This is a genomic window from Pseudomonas sp. OV226, from assembly GCF_003148705.1.
Classification (GTDB): Bacteria; Pseudomonadota; Gammaproteobacteria; order Pseudomonadales; family Pseudomonadaceae; genus Aquipseudomonas.
On the sequence record NZ_QGGS01000001.1, the window covers coordinates 211,925 to 228,058 of the forward strand.

General features: G+C 61.2%; 16 protein-coding genes. 14 read left to right on the forward strand and 2 right to left on the reverse strand.

Annotation, left to right across the window (positions count from 1 at the left end; translation table 11 throughout):
• The first annotated feature begins 169 nt into the window (after positions 1–169).
• From C7534_RS01195 to C7534_RS01250, 11 genes are all read left to right on the forward strand, one after another.
• On the forward strand, positions 170–1,216 hold the full coding sequence (locus C7534_RS01195) for an AraC family transcriptional regulator (RefSeq protein ID WP_109784688.1): 1,047 nt from the start codon (positions 170–172) through the stop codon (positions 1,214–1,216).
• 204 nt (positions 1,217–1,420) lie between these two features.
• Positions 1,421–2,308: a Dyp-type peroxidase gene (locus C7534_RS01205; protein WP_046027496.1), complete on the forward strand. Its 888-nt coding sequence runs from the start codon at positions 1,421–1,423 to the stop codon at positions 2,306–2,308.
• A 16-nt stretch (positions 2,309–2,324) separates the two neighbouring features.
• Positions 2,325–3,293, forward strand: coding sequence for a Gfo/Idh/MocA family protein (locus C7534_RS01210; protein ID WP_077430260.1), 969 nt, complete (start codon positions 2,325–2,327; stop codon positions 3,291–3,293).
• Between the two features lie 269 nt (positions 3,294–3,562).
• A complete protein-coding gene (locus tag C7534_RS01215) occupies positions 3,563–4,315 on the forward strand; it encodes a GntR family transcriptional regulator (protein WP_109784689.1) in 753 nt (250 codons plus the stop codon).
• Positions 4,312–6,057, forward strand: a complete 1,746-nt coding sequence (locus C7534_RS01220) for a fumarate reductase/succinate dehydrogenase flavoprotein subunit (RefSeq protein ID WP_109784690.1) — start codon at positions 4,312–4,314, stop codon at positions 6,055–6,057. Before C7534_RS01215 ends, C7534_RS01220 begins: the two co-directional genes overlap by 4 nt.
• Positions 6,058–6,082: 25 nt before the next feature.
• Positions 6,083–6,328: a 4Fe-4S dicluster domain-containing protein gene (locus C7534_RS01225; protein WP_007946457.1), complete on the forward strand. Its 246-nt coding sequence runs from the start codon at positions 6,083–6,085 to the stop codon at positions 6,326–6,328.
• A 216-nt stretch (positions 6,329–6,544) separates the two neighbouring features.
• Positions 6,545–7,969, forward strand: coding sequence for an ABC transporter substrate-binding protein (locus C7534_RS01230; RefSeq protein ID WP_177412208.1), 1,425 nt, complete (start codon positions 6,545–6,547; stop codon positions 7,967–7,969).
• Positions 7,970–8,105: 136 nt separating this feature from the next.
• Positions 8,106–8,888 (forward strand): ABC transporter permease, encoded by a 783-nt coding sequence (locus C7534_RS01235; protein ID WP_109784692.1) that lies wholly within the window; start codon positions 8,106–8,108, stop codon positions 8,886–8,888.
• A complete protein-coding gene (locus C7534_RS01240; protein ID WP_109784693.1) occupies positions 8,888–9,736 on the forward strand; it encodes an ABC transporter ATP-binding protein in 849 nt (282 codons plus the stop codon). Before C7534_RS01235 ends, C7534_RS01240 begins: the two co-directional genes overlap by 1 nt.
• Positions 9,733–10,695, forward strand: coding sequence for a HEAT repeat domain-containing protein (locus C7534_RS01245; RefSeq protein WP_109784694.1), 963 nt, complete (start codon positions 9,733–9,735; stop codon positions 10,693–10,695). The genes C7534_RS01240 and C7534_RS01245 overlap by 4 nt, the downstream gene beginning before the upstream one ends.
• Positions 10,692–10,985: a DUF971 domain-containing protein gene (locus C7534_RS01250; protein ID WP_046027484.1), complete on the forward strand. Its 294-nt coding sequence runs from the start codon at positions 10,692–10,694 to the stop codon at positions 10,983–10,985. Before C7534_RS01245 ends, C7534_RS01250 begins: the two co-directional genes overlap by 4 nt.
• A gap of 106 nt (positions 10,986–11,091) precedes the next feature.
• Here the strand turns inward: C7534_RS01250 and C7534_RS01260 are convergent, their stop codons facing one another.
• The gene (locus tag C7534_RS01260; RefSeq protein ID WP_109784695.1) at positions 11,092–11,829 is read right to left on the reverse strand and encodes a TorF family putative porin; all 738 of its coding nucleotides are present in this window, start codon (positions 11,827–11,829) and stop codon (positions 11,092–11,094) included.
• A gap of 109 nt (positions 11,830–11,938) precedes the next feature.
• Entirely contained in the window at positions 11,939–13,681 is a 1,743-nt protein-coding gene (locus C7534_RS01265; RefSeq protein ID WP_109784696.1) for an amidohydrolase, read from the reverse strand.
• A 103-nt stretch (positions 13,682–13,784) separates the two neighbouring features.
• Here C7534_RS01265 and C7534_RS01270 point away from each other — a divergent pair, with 103 nt between their 5' ends.
• The 3 genes from C7534_RS01270 to imuA all read left to right on the forward strand — a co-directional run bounded on the left by C7534_RS01270 (position 13,785) and on the right by imuA (position 16,128).
• Entirely contained in the window at positions 13,785–14,717 is a 933-nt protein-coding gene (locus C7534_RS01270) for a LysR family transcriptional regulator (protein ID WP_046027480.1), read from the forward strand.
• A gap of 176 nt (positions 14,718–14,893) precedes the next feature.
• Positions 14,894–15,511, forward strand: a complete 618-nt coding sequence (lexA, locus tag C7534_RS01275; RefSeq protein WP_109784697.1) for a transcriptional repressor LexA — start codon at positions 14,894–14,896, stop codon at positions 15,509–15,511.
• Entirely contained in the window at positions 15,511–16,128 is a 618-nt protein-coding gene (imuA, locus tag C7534_RS01280; protein ID WP_109784698.1) for a translesion DNA synthesis-associated protein ImuA, read from the forward strand. The genes lexA and imuA overlap by 1 nt, the downstream gene beginning before the upstream one ends.
• Positions 16,129–16,134: the final 6 nt, after the last annotated feature.

The following is a 16,134-nucleotide window of genomic DNA, read 5'->3' on the forward strand; positions in this document are numbered from 1 at the left end:
CCATACGAGGGCCGCAACATAGAAATAAGCTGTCTGCGCCGTACAAGGCAGGGTATTGGCGGCCATTTAGGGGGGCTTCTGCGGACAGCCTTTGAACCCTGTGCTAACTTCCTTCGACATAACCGGTAACAAAAATAAGAATGCAGCTCGACCCGGAATGTATAGCCCCATGCAAATGAAAGTGATCGATCCCACCTTTGAACTGGCGCTGGTGTCGCCGTTTCTCCTGCAAGCCCTGGCCGAAGTCGCGCAGCAACAGGGCGTCAACCCCGACAACCTGTGCCGAGGGCTGGGTTTCACCTTTGAAGATCTTCAGGACCCGGCACAACGGATTTCCTATCGCCAGGCCGTGGCGATGATTCAACGCGCGCTCAAGGCTTTGCCCAATCAAGGGCTGGGGTTGTGGGTGGGTGCGCAAAATGTGCTCGGCACGCTGGGGTTGCTGGGGCATGTGCTGTCGCTGTGCAAGACCTTGCGAGATGCCTTTGAGCTGGGCATTCGGCATCAGCACACCTCTGGCGGCATTGTCGTGTCGAGCGTGGAGGAGGCGGGTGACCGGGTATTTGTCGACGTCGAATGCCGCTTGCCGTTCGCCGACGTGCAGCTGTTTGCGGTCGAGGAGTTTTTCGCCAGTTTGCTGGTGTATGGCCGGGCGCTGGTCGGGGCGGATTTCAAGCCGATGGCGGTGGAGTTCATGCACGCCGCGCCGGACTATCTCGGCGAGTATTCGCGCCTGCTGGGGCCGGATGTGCGCTTTGGTTGTCTGCAAAACCGTATGGTGATCGCTGCGCATTGGCTGGATGTTCACTTGCCCAATCACCATTCCCTGGCCCTGCGTCAGGCGGTGCAATTGCTCGAACTGGAAGCGGCGCAAGTGCACCAGAAAATGGACTTGATCCAAGCGGTGGAACGGGCGATTGCCCGGGACCTGACCGAGGGCAGCCACATCGAGAAAATCGCCAGCGACCTGAACATGAGCAGCCGCACCTTGCGCCGCCGCCTCACCGAACACGCGCTGACCTTCGAAACGCTGCTGGAACAAGTACGCCAGGCCCGCACCATGAGCCTGCTGGCCAACCCGGACATGTCCATCGAACGCATTACCGAGGAAGTCGGCTACAGCGACGTGCGCAGCTTTCGTCGCGCCTTCAAGCGCTGGACGGGCATGAGCCCGAGCGCGTTCCGCAACGAAACCCCGATACTCGACCCCCTGTAGCAGCTGACGAGCAGCGCGAGGCTGCGTTCGGCTGCGAAGCAGTCGTGAAACCAGGCAGTGCGGTGTGTCAGGCACACCTTGCACAGAGGAATTACGACTGCTTCGCAGCCGAACGCAGCCTCGCGCTGCTCGTCAGCTGCTACACGAGACTGCACATAAATGCTCATCCCCGGTTAAACTCCATGCTCTTTTCAAGGAGTTCATATGAGTTATTACCAGCCGGGCATTCTCGCCACCCCCGTTCCGCCTCAAGCCCGCCATATGTTCTTCGCCCTCGAATGCGCCGAAGCATTGCCAGTCGCGCTCGACAACTTGATGCAACTGGTGGACGGGAAATCGGCTGTCGTCGGTTTCGGCGAATCGCTGGTCAAGGCGTTGCACGCGCAGGTTGACGGCCTGCGAGCCTTTCCGGCGTTGACCGGTGTTGGCGTCGATAACCCGTCGACGCAACACGCATTGTGGTGCTGGCTGCACGGCGTCGACCGTGGCGAATTGCTCAATCGCAGCCAGGCCATCGAAGCCGCTCTGGCGCCGGCCTTGCGCCTGGTGCAGATGAACGAAACCTTTCGCCACATGAGCGGCCACGACCTGACCGGTTACGAAGACGGCACCGAAAACCCGCACGATGAAGCCGCCGTCGCCGCCGCCCTGTTGGGCGAGGGCGCTGAGGGCCTGGTCGGTGGCAGCTTTGCCGCGATCCAGCAGTGGCAGCATGACCTCAAGGGCTTCCACGCGATGCCGTCCCATGAGAAAGACAACATCATGGGCCGTCGTTTGAGCGACAACGAAGAACTCGACGACGCGCCGGTCTCGGCCCACGTCAAGCGCACCGCCCAGGAAAGCTTCGCGCCCGAGGCGTTTGTGGTCCGTCGTTCAATGCCATGGATCGAAGGTGATCGCGCAGGCCTGATGTTCCTCGCGTTTGGCTTTTCCCTCGACGCCTTTGAAGCGCAACTGCGGCGCATGAGCGGTCTGGAAGACGGCATCACCGACGGCTTGTACCGCATCAGTCGCCCGATCACGGGCGGCTACTACTGGTGCCCGCCGCTCAAGGACGGTCGCCTGGACCTGCGCGCCTTGCGCATCGGCTAACCCTCGGGACGTGATGATGGACGTGGTGCGTTGGGGCATGATCGGTTGCGGCAGTGTCGCCGAGCGCAAGAGCGGGCCAGCCTTTTACAAGGCCCCCGGTTCAGCGCTGATGGCGGTGATGGGGCGGCGCCTGGACGCGGTGACGGATTACGCCACGCGCCATGGCATCGCCCGGGTGTACACCGACGCGCAAGCACTGATCGACGATCCCGAGGTGGACGCGGTGTACATCGCCACGCCGCCCGACAGTCATCACGCCTACAGCCTGTTGGTGGCCGCTGCCGGCAAACATTGCTGCGTCGAAAAACCGATGTCGCTGAATGCCGGGCAAAGTCGCGAGATGCAAAAGGTCTTTGCCGACGCCGGATTGCACCTGTTCGTTTCCTACTACCGACGCTCGTTGCCGCGCTTTCAGCAAGTGCGGCAGTGGCTGGATGCGGGGCGAATCGGTGAGGTCCGGCACCTGACCTGGACACTCACCAAAGCAGCGTCGCCGGTTGATTTGGCCGGCACGGACAACTGGCGCACGGACCCGCGTGTTGCCGGTGGCGGCTACTTCGCCGACCTCGCCAGCCACGGGTTTGACCTGTTTCAGTACCTGCTCGGTGACATCACCGACGTTGCCGGTTTCACCGCGCGACAGGCCGGGTTGTATGCCGCCGAAGATGCGGTCAGCGCCAGTTGGCGGTTTGCCTCGGGGGCGACGGGCATGGGTTGCTGGAACTTCGTGGCGGATCGGCGCGAGGATCGCGTCGAGCTGATCGGCAGCCGGGGGCGGATCCGTTTCTCGGTGTTCGATGAGCACCCGGTGCAACTTGATGCGGATGAGCAACTCAGCCTGAGCATCGACCATCACGAACACATCCAGTGGCACCACGTGCTGGGCATGAACGCGCACATTCGGGGTGACACGCAGCACCCGGCAGTCGCCGGGGAAGCGTTGAAAACCGATTGGGTGATGGACCAGATCCTCAAGCGCACCTGAACCAAGTCGATGTAGCAGCTGCCGAGCACCGCGAGGCTGCGTCCGGCTGCGCAGCAGTCGCAAACCCTGCATGCAAGGTTAGCCAGACACACTGAGTCATCAGATTTCACGACTGCTACGCAGCCGGACGCAGCCTCGCGGTGCTCGGCAGCTGCTACAGAGGTTCGGGTGTGTCCAACGCATCTAACCTTATGCTCAAACAGTATTTCTCAACCCTCCTGCAGGCTCTCTAAGATCACGTTATAACTCGTTATAACAAGTGATCTGCCATGACTGATAACGTTCTATCCCTGAGCAGCATCCCGTTGCACACCCAACTGCGGGACATATTGCGCGCTCGCATCCTCGACGGTGAATACCCGCAAGACAGCCAGATGCCTTCCGAAAGCGAGCTCGGCTCGTTGTTCAAAGTCAGCCGCATCACCGTGCGCCAGGCCCTGGGGGATCTGCAAAAGGAAGGGCTGATCTTCAAGATCCACGGCAAAGGCACCTTCGTCGCCAAACCGAAAACCTTCCAGAACGTCAGCACCCTGCAAGGCCTGGCCGAATCCATGACCGGTCGCGGCTATGAGGTGATCAACCGCCTGCGCAGCTTCAAATTCATCGCCGCCGACAAACTCGTCGCCGAGCGTTTAGAGGTGGCCGAAGGTGAAATCGTGGCGCAGATCAAACGGGTTCGTTTGATCAACCGCGAACCGATTTCGCTGGAAATCACCTACCTGCCCAGAGCCCTCGGCGAACGCCTGGAGAAGGCTGATCTGGTCACCCGCGACATTTTCCTGATCCTCGAAAACGACTGCGGCCTGGCCCTCGGTCACGCCGACCTGGCCATTGATGCCGTCTTGGCCGACAGCGATCTGACCCGTGCACTGAACGTCGAACCGGGCTCGCCCATCATGCGCATCGAACGACTGACCCACGATGCAAACGGTCGGCCGGTGGACTTCGAACACCTTTACTACCGCGGCGATGCCTTCCAGTACCGCTTGCGAATCGACCGGCAAAAAGGGGCACAGGCATGACGCGCAGCTCTACAACCAGAAGCACCCTCGAACAGGAATACGACATCGTCGTGATCGGCGGCGGCACCGCAGGACCGATGGCGGCGATCAAGGCCAAGGAACGCAACCGCGATCTGCGCGTGTTGTTGATCGACAAGGCCAACGTCAAACGCAGCGGCGCGATCAGCATGGGCATGGACGGCCTGAATAACGCGATCGTTCCCGGCCACTCGACGCCGGAGCAGTACACCAAGGAAATCACCATCGCCAATGACGGCATCGTCAATCAGGCGGCGGTGTACGCCTATGCCACGCACAGTTTTGAAACCATCGAGCAGCTAGACCGCTGGGGCGTGAAGTTCGAAAAGGACGAAACCGGCGACTACGCGGTGAAAAAAGTCCATCACATGGGCGCCTACGTGCTGCCGATGCCGGAAGGGCATGACATCAAAAAGGTTTTGTATCGCCAGTTGAAACGCGCACGGGTGAGCATCACCAATCGCCTGGTCTGCACCCGATTGCTGACGGATGAAGAGGGCGCGGTCAACGGCGTGATGGGGTTCGACTGCCGCACCGCCGACTTCCATGTGATCAAGGCCAAAGCGGTGATCCTGTGCTGCGGCGCCGCCGGACGTCTGGGTTTGCCGGCCTCGGGCTACCTGATGGGCACCTACGAAAACCCGACCAATGCCGGCGACGGTTATGCCATGGCGTATCACGCCGGGGCCGAACTGGCGAACCTGGAATGCTTCCAGATCAACCCGCTGATCAAGGATTACAACGGCCCTGCCTGCGCGTACGTCACCGGTCCGTTGGGCGGCTACACCGCGAATAACAAGGGCGAGCGCTTCATCGAGTGCGACTACTGGAGCGGCCAGATGATGTGGGAATTCCACCAGGAACTCGAAAGCGGCAACGGCCCGGTGTTCCTCAAACTCGATCACCTGGCCGAGGAAACCATCCAGAACATCGAAGAGATCCTGCACAGCAACGAACGCCCGAGTCGCGGCCAGTTCCACGCCAATCGTGGCACTGACTACCGCACGCAGATGGTCGAGATGCACATTTCCGAGATCGGTTTTTGCAGCGGGCATTCGGCGTCGGGCGTGTGGGTCAACGAACGGGCGGAGACTTCGGTGAAGGGGTTGTACTCGGCGGGTGACATGGCGGCAGTGCCGCACAACTACATGCTCGGTGCGTTCACTTACGGTTGGTTTGCCGGCACCAACGCGGCGGATTTCGTCGCCGGGCGCGAGTTCTCAGCCGTCGATGCCCAACAAATCGAGACGGAGAAACAAAGGGTTTACGCACCGCTGGACCGCGAACACGGTCTGCCACCCGCGCAAGTCGAGTACAAGATGCGGCGCTTTGTGAACGACTACCTGCAACCGCCGAAAGTGACCAAGAAAATGCAGATCGGCCTGCAACGCTTCAGTGATATCCAGCGCGATCTCGATCAGATCAAAGCCCACAACGCCCACGAACTGATGCGCGCCATGGAAGTCAGCATGATCCGCGACTGCGCCGAAATGGCCGCAAGGGCCTCGCTGTTCCGCGCTGAAAGCCGCTGGGGGCTTTACCACTATCGCGTCGATCACCCGCAACGCAATGACAGCGACTGGTTCTGCCATTGCCACCTGAAGAAGGATGAAAACGGCTTGATGAGCAGTTTCAAGAAAGCCGTCGAACCTTACATCATCGCGCTGGACGTCGATGAAATGCAGGCCTACGACCGGCTGCGCGTGGGCGCCTTTGCGGCCTGAGCTAAACACAAGAGAGAGACCGAAAATGGCCTATCAACCCCAGGAAATCTTCTTCCGCTCCAACGCGCCCGTCACGGTCGATGAGGATCTTTGCATCGCCCACAAAGGCTGCACCGTGTGCGTCGACGTCTGCCCGATGGACCTGCTGGCGATCAACCCGGCCACGCAAAAAGCCTACATGGCCTTCGACGAATGCTGGTACTGCATGCCGTGCGAAAAGGACTGTCCGACTGGCGCTGTGAAAGTTGAAATTCCTTACCTGTTGCGCTGAATGGTCGGACGCCATCGCGGGCAAGCCCGGCTCCCACAGGTTTCTTTGGTGTCTGCAAAATTTTGGATTCAGCACAAATCACTGTGGGAGCCGGGCTTGCCCGCGATGAGGCCGCCACAGACAACAAAAAGCCATCCGGCAACACCGGACGCCAGCTTCAAACCACCCCTCGTTTCCCACCACGCCCTGATCGTGGCGGAGACGAACATCCTATAAATGATTCGAGGGGAAACACTTATGTTGCGTGCAGCTTTAGCCGGTCTGGTACTGGCCTCATTCACCCTGTCGGCGTCGGCCGAAACCATCCGCATTGCCATTGGCACCCAGGACACCACGATCAATTGCGCCGCTGGCGGACTGTTGATTCGTGAACTCGGGCTGCTCGACAAATACCTGCCCCACGACGGCCAGTACAAAGACGCGAAATACGAGGTCGAGTGGAAGAACTTCACCAGTGGCGCACCGCTGACTAACGAGATGGTCGCCGGAAAACTCGACTTCGGCGCCATGGCCGATTTCCCTGGCTCGTTCAACGGCGTGGCGTTCGAAACCGCCGGCAAGCACAGCCTGTTTATCAGCGTGCTCTCGGGCAGTATCAAGGGCAGCGGCAACGGCATCGTGGTGCCGAGCGCCTCGGGCGTGCAGTCGTTGGCGGAGTTGAAGGGCAAGACCATCTCGGTTCCGTTCGCCTCGACGGCCCATGGCATGTTGCTCCGCGCGGTGGCCGCTCAGGGTTGGGACCCGCTCAAAGACGTGAACATCATCGCCCAGCCGCCAGAAGTCGCAGGCTCGGCGTTGCAGGCCGGGAAGATCGACGCACATGCGGACTTCGTGCCGTTCGCCGAACTGTTCCCGAGCCGTGGTTTCGCCCGCAAGATTTACGACGGTGCCCAGGCCAATGCACCGACGTTCCATGGCGCGCTGGTGGATCAGGCGTATGCCAAAAAATACCCGGAAATTGTCGTCGCTTATCTGCGGGCGAGCATCGAGGCCAATCAGTTGCTCGCCGCTGAACCGGAGAAGTACAGCGAGTTGATCGCCCAAGTCACCGGGGTCGATGCCGAGGTCAATTACCTGTTCCACGGGCCGTTGGGCGTGCAGACCCGCGACCTGAGCTGGAAGCCGGAATACCGTCAGGCGGTAGGCACTGCTATCGACACCCTCAAGCTGTTGAAGAAGGCGGATCGCGGTCTCGATCTAAACACCTTTATCGACGATCAATACATCCGCGCCGCGTTCAAGGCGTCGAACCTCGACTACACCGCGCAACTGGCCAACTACGCGCAGACACCTCTGAAAGCCGTGGATGCAGCGAACGGGAAGGCGATCACTGACGTCAGCCATGTGGCGGAAATCTGGGTGCGCGGCGAGCCGAAAGTCCGCCAATACGCCTCGGCGCAAGCGGCATTCAGCGCCTTGGCCAGCCTCAAGCAGGAAGGCAAAAACATCCGCGCGGTGTATGCCCAGGCGAGCGACAGCGGGATCAAGTTGCTGGCGGATCAGGCGTGGTTTGCCAGTGATGCGCAAGGGCAGCTGAGCGCCTTCCTGCTCAAAGGCCAAGCCCAGCAGTTCGCCACGGCCCAGGGCGGCAAAGTCCTCGACTTCAGCGAAGCCACCACCCAGGCCGTTGCCGCACGCTAATTTCAGAACAGTGCAATTCCCTGTGGGAGCGGGCTTGCCCGCGATAGCGGTGGGTTAGACAACGTCAATGTTGACTGATCAGGCCTCATCGCGGGCAAGCCCGCTCCCACAGGGATCTCGATGGAGAGGAATTATTGTGTACGGATCCTATTTGCGCTGGCTCCCCAGGGCCATTTCACTGTTGGTGTGCCTGCTGTTCTGGCAACTCGCCGCCAGTGGCCACTGGAACCTTGGCCTGGTCACCTTCGCCAATGTGCCAACACCCTTGGCAGTCATTAACGCTGCCTTGAGCCTCGGCGACTCCGGCAAATTCGCCCAACACCTGAGCAGCAGCCTCAGCCGGGTCTTCGCCGGTTACCTCGCCGCGCTGATCGTCGGCATCGCCCTGGGTCTGGCCATCGGCCGCTCGAAATGGGCCGAAGATGTGCTGCTGCCACCCTTGGAGGTCCTGCGCCCGATTCCCGCCGTTGCCTGGATTCCATTGGCGATCCTGATGTTCCCGTCCTCGGAACTGTCGATGGTCTTCATCACCTTCACCGGGGCGTTGTTTCCGATTCTGCTCAACACCGTGCATGGCGTCGAAGGCGTCGACCCACGCCTGATCGCCTCGGCCCGAAGCCTGGGGGCAGGGCGGCGGGCGATCCTGCTGGAAGTAATCCTGCCCGGCGCCGCGCCAAGCATCATCACAGGCCTGGCCATCGGCATGGGCACTTCATGGTTTTGCCTGGTCACCGCCGAAATGATCTCCGGCCAATACGGCATCGGCTATTACACCTGGGAGTCGTACACCATCCAGAACTATGCCGACATCGTGGTCGGGATGTTGCTGATCGGTGTGTTGGGGATGGGCAGCAGCCTGCTGATCAAACGCCTCGGCGGGCTGTTCACGCCTTGGCACCGACCACGAGGAAAAGCCTGATGAGCGTGATGCAAACCCCGGAAGGGCGGATCGACATCCGCCAGTTGTCTATCGTTCTCGGCGACGGCGCACACGCTTTCGAAGCCGTGCAAGGTCTGGATTGCCAGATTGAAGTCGGGCAGTTCGTGTGCATTCTCGGGCCGTCCGGTTGCGGCAAGTCGACATTGCTCGGCGCACTGGCCGGGCACCTGCAACCGCGTGCCGGCAGTCTCAAGGTCGATGGTGCGCCAGTGTCGGGCCCGTCGCCGCAGCGCGGCATGGTGTTCCAGCATCACACGTTGTTTCCTTGGCGAACCGTGCGTGACAACGTCGCCTTCGGCCTGAAAATGCGTGGCATCGGCAAGGCCGAACGGCATCGCGCCGCCGATGAAATTCTTGCGTTGGTGGGGCTGGAAGGTTTTGCCGAACGCTGGCCGGATCAGCTCTCCGGCGGTATGCAGCAACGGGTGGAAATCGCCCGGGTGCTGATCAATCGCCCGCGCCTGTTGCTGATGGACGAACCCTTCGGTGCGCTCGACGCGCTGACTCGGCTGAACATGCAGGAACTGCTGCTGGACATCTGGACGCGGATCCGCACCACCGTGGTGTTCGTCACCCACGACATCGACGAAGCGCTGTTCCTCGCCGATCGCCTGCTGGTCATGAGCACTCGACCGGGCCGCATCATCGAAGACGTGCGTCTCGACTTTCCTCGGCCACGCACCACCGAACTGGTGACTAGCCCCGAATTTTCCCGCTTGAAGCGCCATTGCCTCGAATTACTGCGTCACGAAGACGGTCGGCAGCTACCGCGCCTGAACCCTCTCGGACTCCCTCCTGAAAACAAACTGCCGCGATTTGCCCTATGACCTCTCTATTCGATGTAACCGATAACGACGACATCCTTGCCCTGCAACCGCGCCTGACCGATGACGATCCCGGCGTGCGCCGCATCGCGCTGATTGAACTGGCCGACCTTGAAGAACCGGATGGCTTACTGTGGCTGGTGAATCGACTGGCCGAAGACCCCACCGAAGAAGTCCGCGCCGAGGCCGCCCGCTTGCTCGAAGCCTGGGAGGAAGAACCCGTGGTCGAAGCGCTGTGTCAGGCGCTGACCGATCCCTCGTTGACCGTGCAATCGGCCGCTGCACAAAGCCTCAGTTTGCTCAAAAGCGAAGCAGCGGGCCGGGTGATTCTGCCATGGACGGCGCATGCCGCGATCAGCGTGCGCATTGCCGCGTTCAGGGCGTTGCGTGAGTTGCGGTTTCCTGATGCCGCCGGTGCTGCAATCGTGGCGTTGAACGATGAGGACGCCAGTGTCCGGCGCGAAGCGGTCGGCGTACTCGGCTGGCTCAAGCAACTCGATGCCTTGCCGGCCCTGGCCCGATTGGCCAGTCAGGACCCGGACACCGAAGTTCGCCGCGCCGCCACCGGGGCCCTCGGTTTGGCATCCGACGCGCAAGTGCTGCCGGCGTTGCGCCAGGCATTACAGGACGACGCCTGGCAAGTGCGCGAAGAAGCCGCGACCACGCTGGGCAAAGTCGGTCACAGGGATGCTGGCGACGCCTTGGTCGAAGCCTTGAGCGATGATTACTGGCAAGTCCGCCTGCGTGCCACCCGCAGCCTCGGCCGCTTGCGTTACGCCCCGGCCCTCGACGCACTGATCGAATCCCTCGGCCACCGCATCAGCAACCTGCGCAAGGAAGCGGCGCTGGCCCTTGGCGAATTGAACGACAAAGGCGCCATCGCCGCCTTGCAGGCCGCGCAAGACGACGGCGACCCGGAAGTACGCAAAGCCGTGCGCATCGCCTTGAGTCAACTGCAATGAACCCGTTGGCCGTGGTCAATTCCCAGGGGAAACAGCAGCTGCGATTGAACTGGCCGGATGGGCGTGAACAGTGGCTGGGACATGCCGAGTTGCGGCGCCAATGCCCGTGCTCGCAGTGCCGGGCGTTTCGGCTGCAAGGGCTGACGGTAAAGGTTGATCCGCGCATTCGTGTGGTTGAACTCAATGCCCAGGGTTATGGCCTGCAACTGGTGTTCAGCGACGGCCACGAACGCGGCATCTACCCGTGGCCCTACCTGGCACAACTCATTTGCGAGTCTATTGAAATTTAATGTGGGAGCGGGCTTGCCCGCGATGGCGGACTGACATTCGGTATAGATGGTGAATGTAATGGCCTCATCGCGGGCAAGCCCGCTCCCACAGGGGGGATGTGCGCAGTCAGAAGGACTTGCTGACACTCGCCACTACGGTCGCACTGCACACGTCGTCAAACCCCCAGTTGCTGGCGCATTGGCTTTTCGACAGGTCGGTGTCGACGTAGCTCAAGCCCAGCATCACGCCGGCCAGTTCGTGGGTCAGTTTGACTTCCCATTCGCGGTACGAATCTTCGGCGTGGCCCGAGCTTGAGTACAGGTGCGGGTCCTTGAAGTCCATGTTGCCGTAGCGCAGTTTCAGGCCCGTGTCGTATGGCAATTGGGTTTCGTAACCGACATAGGTGTACAGCGAGTTCTGCTCGCTTTCGATGCCTGGCGCATCGTCGGAATAGTAGGCGCCGAACTTCACCCCGTAGACGCTGAGAATGCTGTAGACCTCGCTCTGGTTGAACTGGCTTTCTTTCGGGTATGAGTACTTGAGGTAACCGATGTCCAGATTGACGTCTTCGGTGGCTTCCCAAAACCAGCCGGCGTAGTAGTCGATTTCCTGGCGGGTTTTCAGGCCGCCACCGAAGTCGACGTTCGAACTCCAGGCCCCCACGTATAAACCCGTGCTGTGAGTGAGGGTCACGCCGGCCTGCACAGCGGGATCATTCTGAGTTTGTGAAATGCCGCGGGTGCGGTAATCGCTCGCCAGGGTCAGGTCCACCAGTACGGAAAAGTCATCATTGAGGACAATGGCCTGGCTGCTCAATGGCAGCAGGCTCAGGGATCCGAGGGCGAACAGGGTGAAAGCTTTCATGAATAAAGTCCCGATGTTGTGATTGTTTTATGGGCAGTTTTTTTACGCAAAGCTGCGCCGTGCCCCGGCGTTGAGCGCGGGGTCGGGCAGGGGTGACCGTGGATTTTTATTAGAGGGTGGGGGCGTAGACTTCGCGGCCGGCAAACCAGGTTTGCAGCACTTTTGTGTCGTGCAGGGCCTTGTTGTCGACGGTGAAAACGTCACGGTCCAGCACGATGAAGTCAGCCTGCTTGCCTGGGGTCAGCGAACCGATTTGTTTCTCCAAGCCAATGGTGCGCGCCGCGTTTGCGGTGTAGGCGTAGAACATCGTTTCGCGGTCGACGGCTTCTTTGGCATTCAGTACACCCAGCGGACCGACGCGGGTGATGGCCTGGGCCATGGCGTTCCACGGGTTGGGCGAGGACACCGGCCAGTCACTGGCGCCCGAAATCGTCGCGCCTTGTTTGAGCAGCGAATGCGCCGGGTATTGGTAACGGAAGGCGAGGGCGCTGACGTAAGGCTTGATCATGTCCGTGGTGTAGTCGTCGGCCGAGGCCCACAGCAGTTGCATCGAGGCGATGACGTTGAGCGGTTTGAACCGTGCAAACTCTTTCGGATTGACGATTTGCAAGTGCGTGATCGAGTGCGTCACGCCGCTCTGGCGATCCTTGCGTGCCTGAGCGATGCCGTTCAGCGCCTCACGCACCGCGCGATCGCCGATCGCATGGATGTGCACCAGCCAGCCGCGCTGGTCGATGGCGCTGACCAGTTCGCCGAAATGCTTCGGATCGATCAGCAATTCACCTTGTTTGTGCGAGTTGCTGTAAGGGTCGATCATTGCCGCGCTCTGGGCCGGGAATTCGATCACGCCGTCGGCGAAAATCTTCACGCCCGGCAGGGTCAGGTTCGGGATGCCCTGGAATTGCTGGCGAACCTTGTCCAGCGTATCGAGATCGGCCGGCACGCTTTTCGAGTTGGCCACCAGCAGGGCGGCCACGTGGACGCTCATGTCACCGCTTTCGGCCAGCGCCTTATAGGCCGGGAGCACGCCAACGGTTTTTTCCGTGGGTTTGAGTGCGAACAGCGGTTCGCCGGGCGCGGCATTGGCGGCGGGGTCCATCCACGCCGTGATGCCGAAGCTGTTGTTGTAGCGCACGGCCGATTGGGCGGCTTTGAGCATATCGGCGGTGCTCGGCACCGGCATTTTCGAGGACACCCGGTCCCACCCGGCGTCCACCAGGAAACCGTTGGGGGTGCCATCGGCGCGCTTGCCAATGGTGTCGACTTCGGCGGCGGGCAATGACTTGAGCAACGCGGCATCGACGCCGGCGCGCTTGAGCATGAAGTCGTTGGCCCAGGCCGTGTGGTGGTCGCTGCCGGTGAACACCACGGGCACATCAGCCCATTCACCGGTGTTGAATTTTTTGCCCAGGGCCTCGGCCTGCGCCCAGTAAACCGAGCTCATGCCGGCCACGGTCAGTACATCGCCGTGTTTGGCCTTACCGTCGTCACGCCAGCCGCGCAGGCGTTTTTCCAGTTCGTCGAGCTCGACCACCTCGTCTTCCATGTTGGCCACGACCATTTCCAGGCCGCCGAAAATCGCATGGGAATGGGTGTCGATCAGACCGGGCATCAGGGTTTTACCGCCCAGATCCACCACTTTTGTTTCCGGTGTGATCAAGGCTTTGATCTGCGCATCGCTGCCCACTTGCAGCACCTTGCCGTCTTGTACTGCCAGCGCCTGCACCTTCGGTTGGGTGCGGTCAGCGGTGAAAATCTTGCCATTGATCAGCACCAGGTCGGTGGCTGCCATGGCTTCCATCGAGGCAAAACTCACTGCGGCCATCAATAGATTCGGGATGAATCTTTTCATTGAATGTTTCCTTGTTATTGCGTCTGATGGCCAGATTAGTGGCTGCTTGTGCGCAGCAGAACGCCTTCCTCACGAAAAACGTTTTTGCCGGAATGGAAAAAGTATGGACAAGCTGGGTGCGTTGAAAATGTTCGTGGTCACGGCGCAACTCGGCAGCTTCAGCCGTGCCGCCGAGCAGCTGGGTAAAACCCCGTCGGCCCTGACCAAAGCGGTCAATCACCTGGAAGCCGAGCTCGGCGCCCGGTTGTTCGAGCGCAGCACTCGACGGATTCTGTTGACCGAGTCCGGGCGGCTTTATCTGGAAACCGCGCGCCAGGTGTTGCAGCGGCTGGAGGAGGCGGGTGAGGAAATCGAGCAATTGCAGCATGGCCTGCGCGGCAATCTGAAAATCACCGCGCCGCTGGCCTATGGACAGGCGTTTCTCGATCAAGTGTGTGGCGGCTTTCTGGAGCAATACCCGCAGATCAATCTGCAAGTGGACTTGTGCGATGAGTTCGTCAATTTGTTGGAAAGCGGTTACGACCTCGCCTTGCGCGAAGGCCACGACGACTTGCCGGGGCTGATTGCTCGCGTTGTCGGCAGTAATCGCCTGGCCCTGTGTGGCAGCCCGGCTTATCTGGCGCGTAAAACGCTGCCTGTCACCCCACAAACCCTGGATGACCACGAATGGCTGTTGTACCGCCATCCGTTGCTCAGTCGCGAATTCTGGTGGGTCGAACGCGACGGGCAGCGTCTGAGCCTGCCTCAACCGGTTTCACCGCGACTGCGCAGCGACAATTACGACCTGTTGCTGGCCAACGCGCTGGCCGGGCGCGGTTTGCTGCACACGCCGTTGTGGAGCGCCGCGCCATACCTTGCCGACGGCCGGCTGGTGCGGCTGATGGCCGACTATGACATCGACCCGGACAGCTTTGGCCCGCACATTCTGGCGGTGTACCCGAGCCACCGCCGGGCAACCGCGAAGGTCTTGGCGTTTATCGACTACATCGCAGGTTTTCTGGCGTCTCGCGGCTTGAATGAAGACGGCGGCAGTTGAGTTTTCATTTACACACTGACCGGGCCCCTGTAGCAGCTGTCGAGTGAAACGAGGCTGCGATCTTCTACAGACCCAATCGCAGCCTCGTTTCACTCGACAGCTGCTACAGGGCTCCTACACATAATTCCTACACGGCGCCTACAAGTCCTTGTCATGGAAATGCCAAAAGAGTACAAATGTACTCCATGACAAACCTTACTCCCCGTCGTACCGCCATCCTGACGTTTATCCGCGACCGAATCGCGGAGCACGGTCAGTCCCCGAGCCTTGCTGAAATCAGCGAGGCGTTCGGTTTTGCCTCTCGCAGCGTGGCGCGCAAGCATGTGCTGGCGCTGACCGAGGCCGGTTTCATCGAGGTCAACCCGCATCAGGCCCGTGGCATTCGCCTGCTCGGGCAACCGGCGCGCCCCGAGTTGCTGGACATTCCGGTACTCGGCCGGGTGGCGGCCGGTGCGCCCATCGGTGCCGACGCCGAGGTGCACAGCCGTTTGCTGCTCGACCCGGCAATCTTTTCGCGGGTGCCGGATTACATGCTGCGGGTTCAGGGCGATTCGATGATCGGGGACGGCATTCTCGATGGCGATCTGGTGGGCGTGCGGCGCAACCCCGAGGCGATCAACGGCCAGATCGTCGTGGCGCGGCTGGACGGTGAAGTCACCATCAAGCGTTTCGAGCGGGTCGGCGACACGGTTCGCCTGTTGCCACGCAACCCGGCGTATCAGCCGATCATCGTGCAGCCCGGTCAGGATCTCGCCATCGAAGGGGTGTTCTGCGGTCTGGTGAGGCAAGGGTGATGGGCGCCGTCGTTGCGCTGGATACGCTGTTCAATGGCGGCCAGGTCTGGAAGGGCCGGCCTGCGCCACCGGCCGTCAGCCCGCAACCCACCGGGCATGCCGCGCTGGATGCGGCGCTGCCCACCGGAGGCTGGCCGGAAGCGGCGCTGACCGAAATCCTCCTGGCCGGGCAGGGGGTGGGTGAATTGCAACTGGTGTGGCCAGCGCTGGCGCGGTTGTCGGCGGCGGGCGAGCGCATCGTGCTGGTGGCGCCGCCGTATGTGCCGTATCCACAAGCGTGGCAGAACGCCGGGGTCGATCTGCGCCAGTTGTCGATCATCCAGGCCAGCGAGCGCGATGCCTTGTGGGCCGCGGAGCAATGCCTGCGTTCAGGCAGTTGCGGCGCCGTATTGTGCTGGCCGCACAAGGCCGATGACCGGGCGTTGCGTCGCTTGCAGGTGGCGGCGGAAACCGGTTCGACCCTGGCGTTTGCCTACCGCTCGCTCCATGAAGCGATCAACCCGTCGCCCGCCGCCCTGCGCATCGCCATCGACGCCAACCCCGCGCAATTGCGCGTGCTCAAGTGCCGGGGCGGGCTGGCGCGCTCGGCGCCGATTGCCTTCCCCGTGGGGCATTGAGGTTGC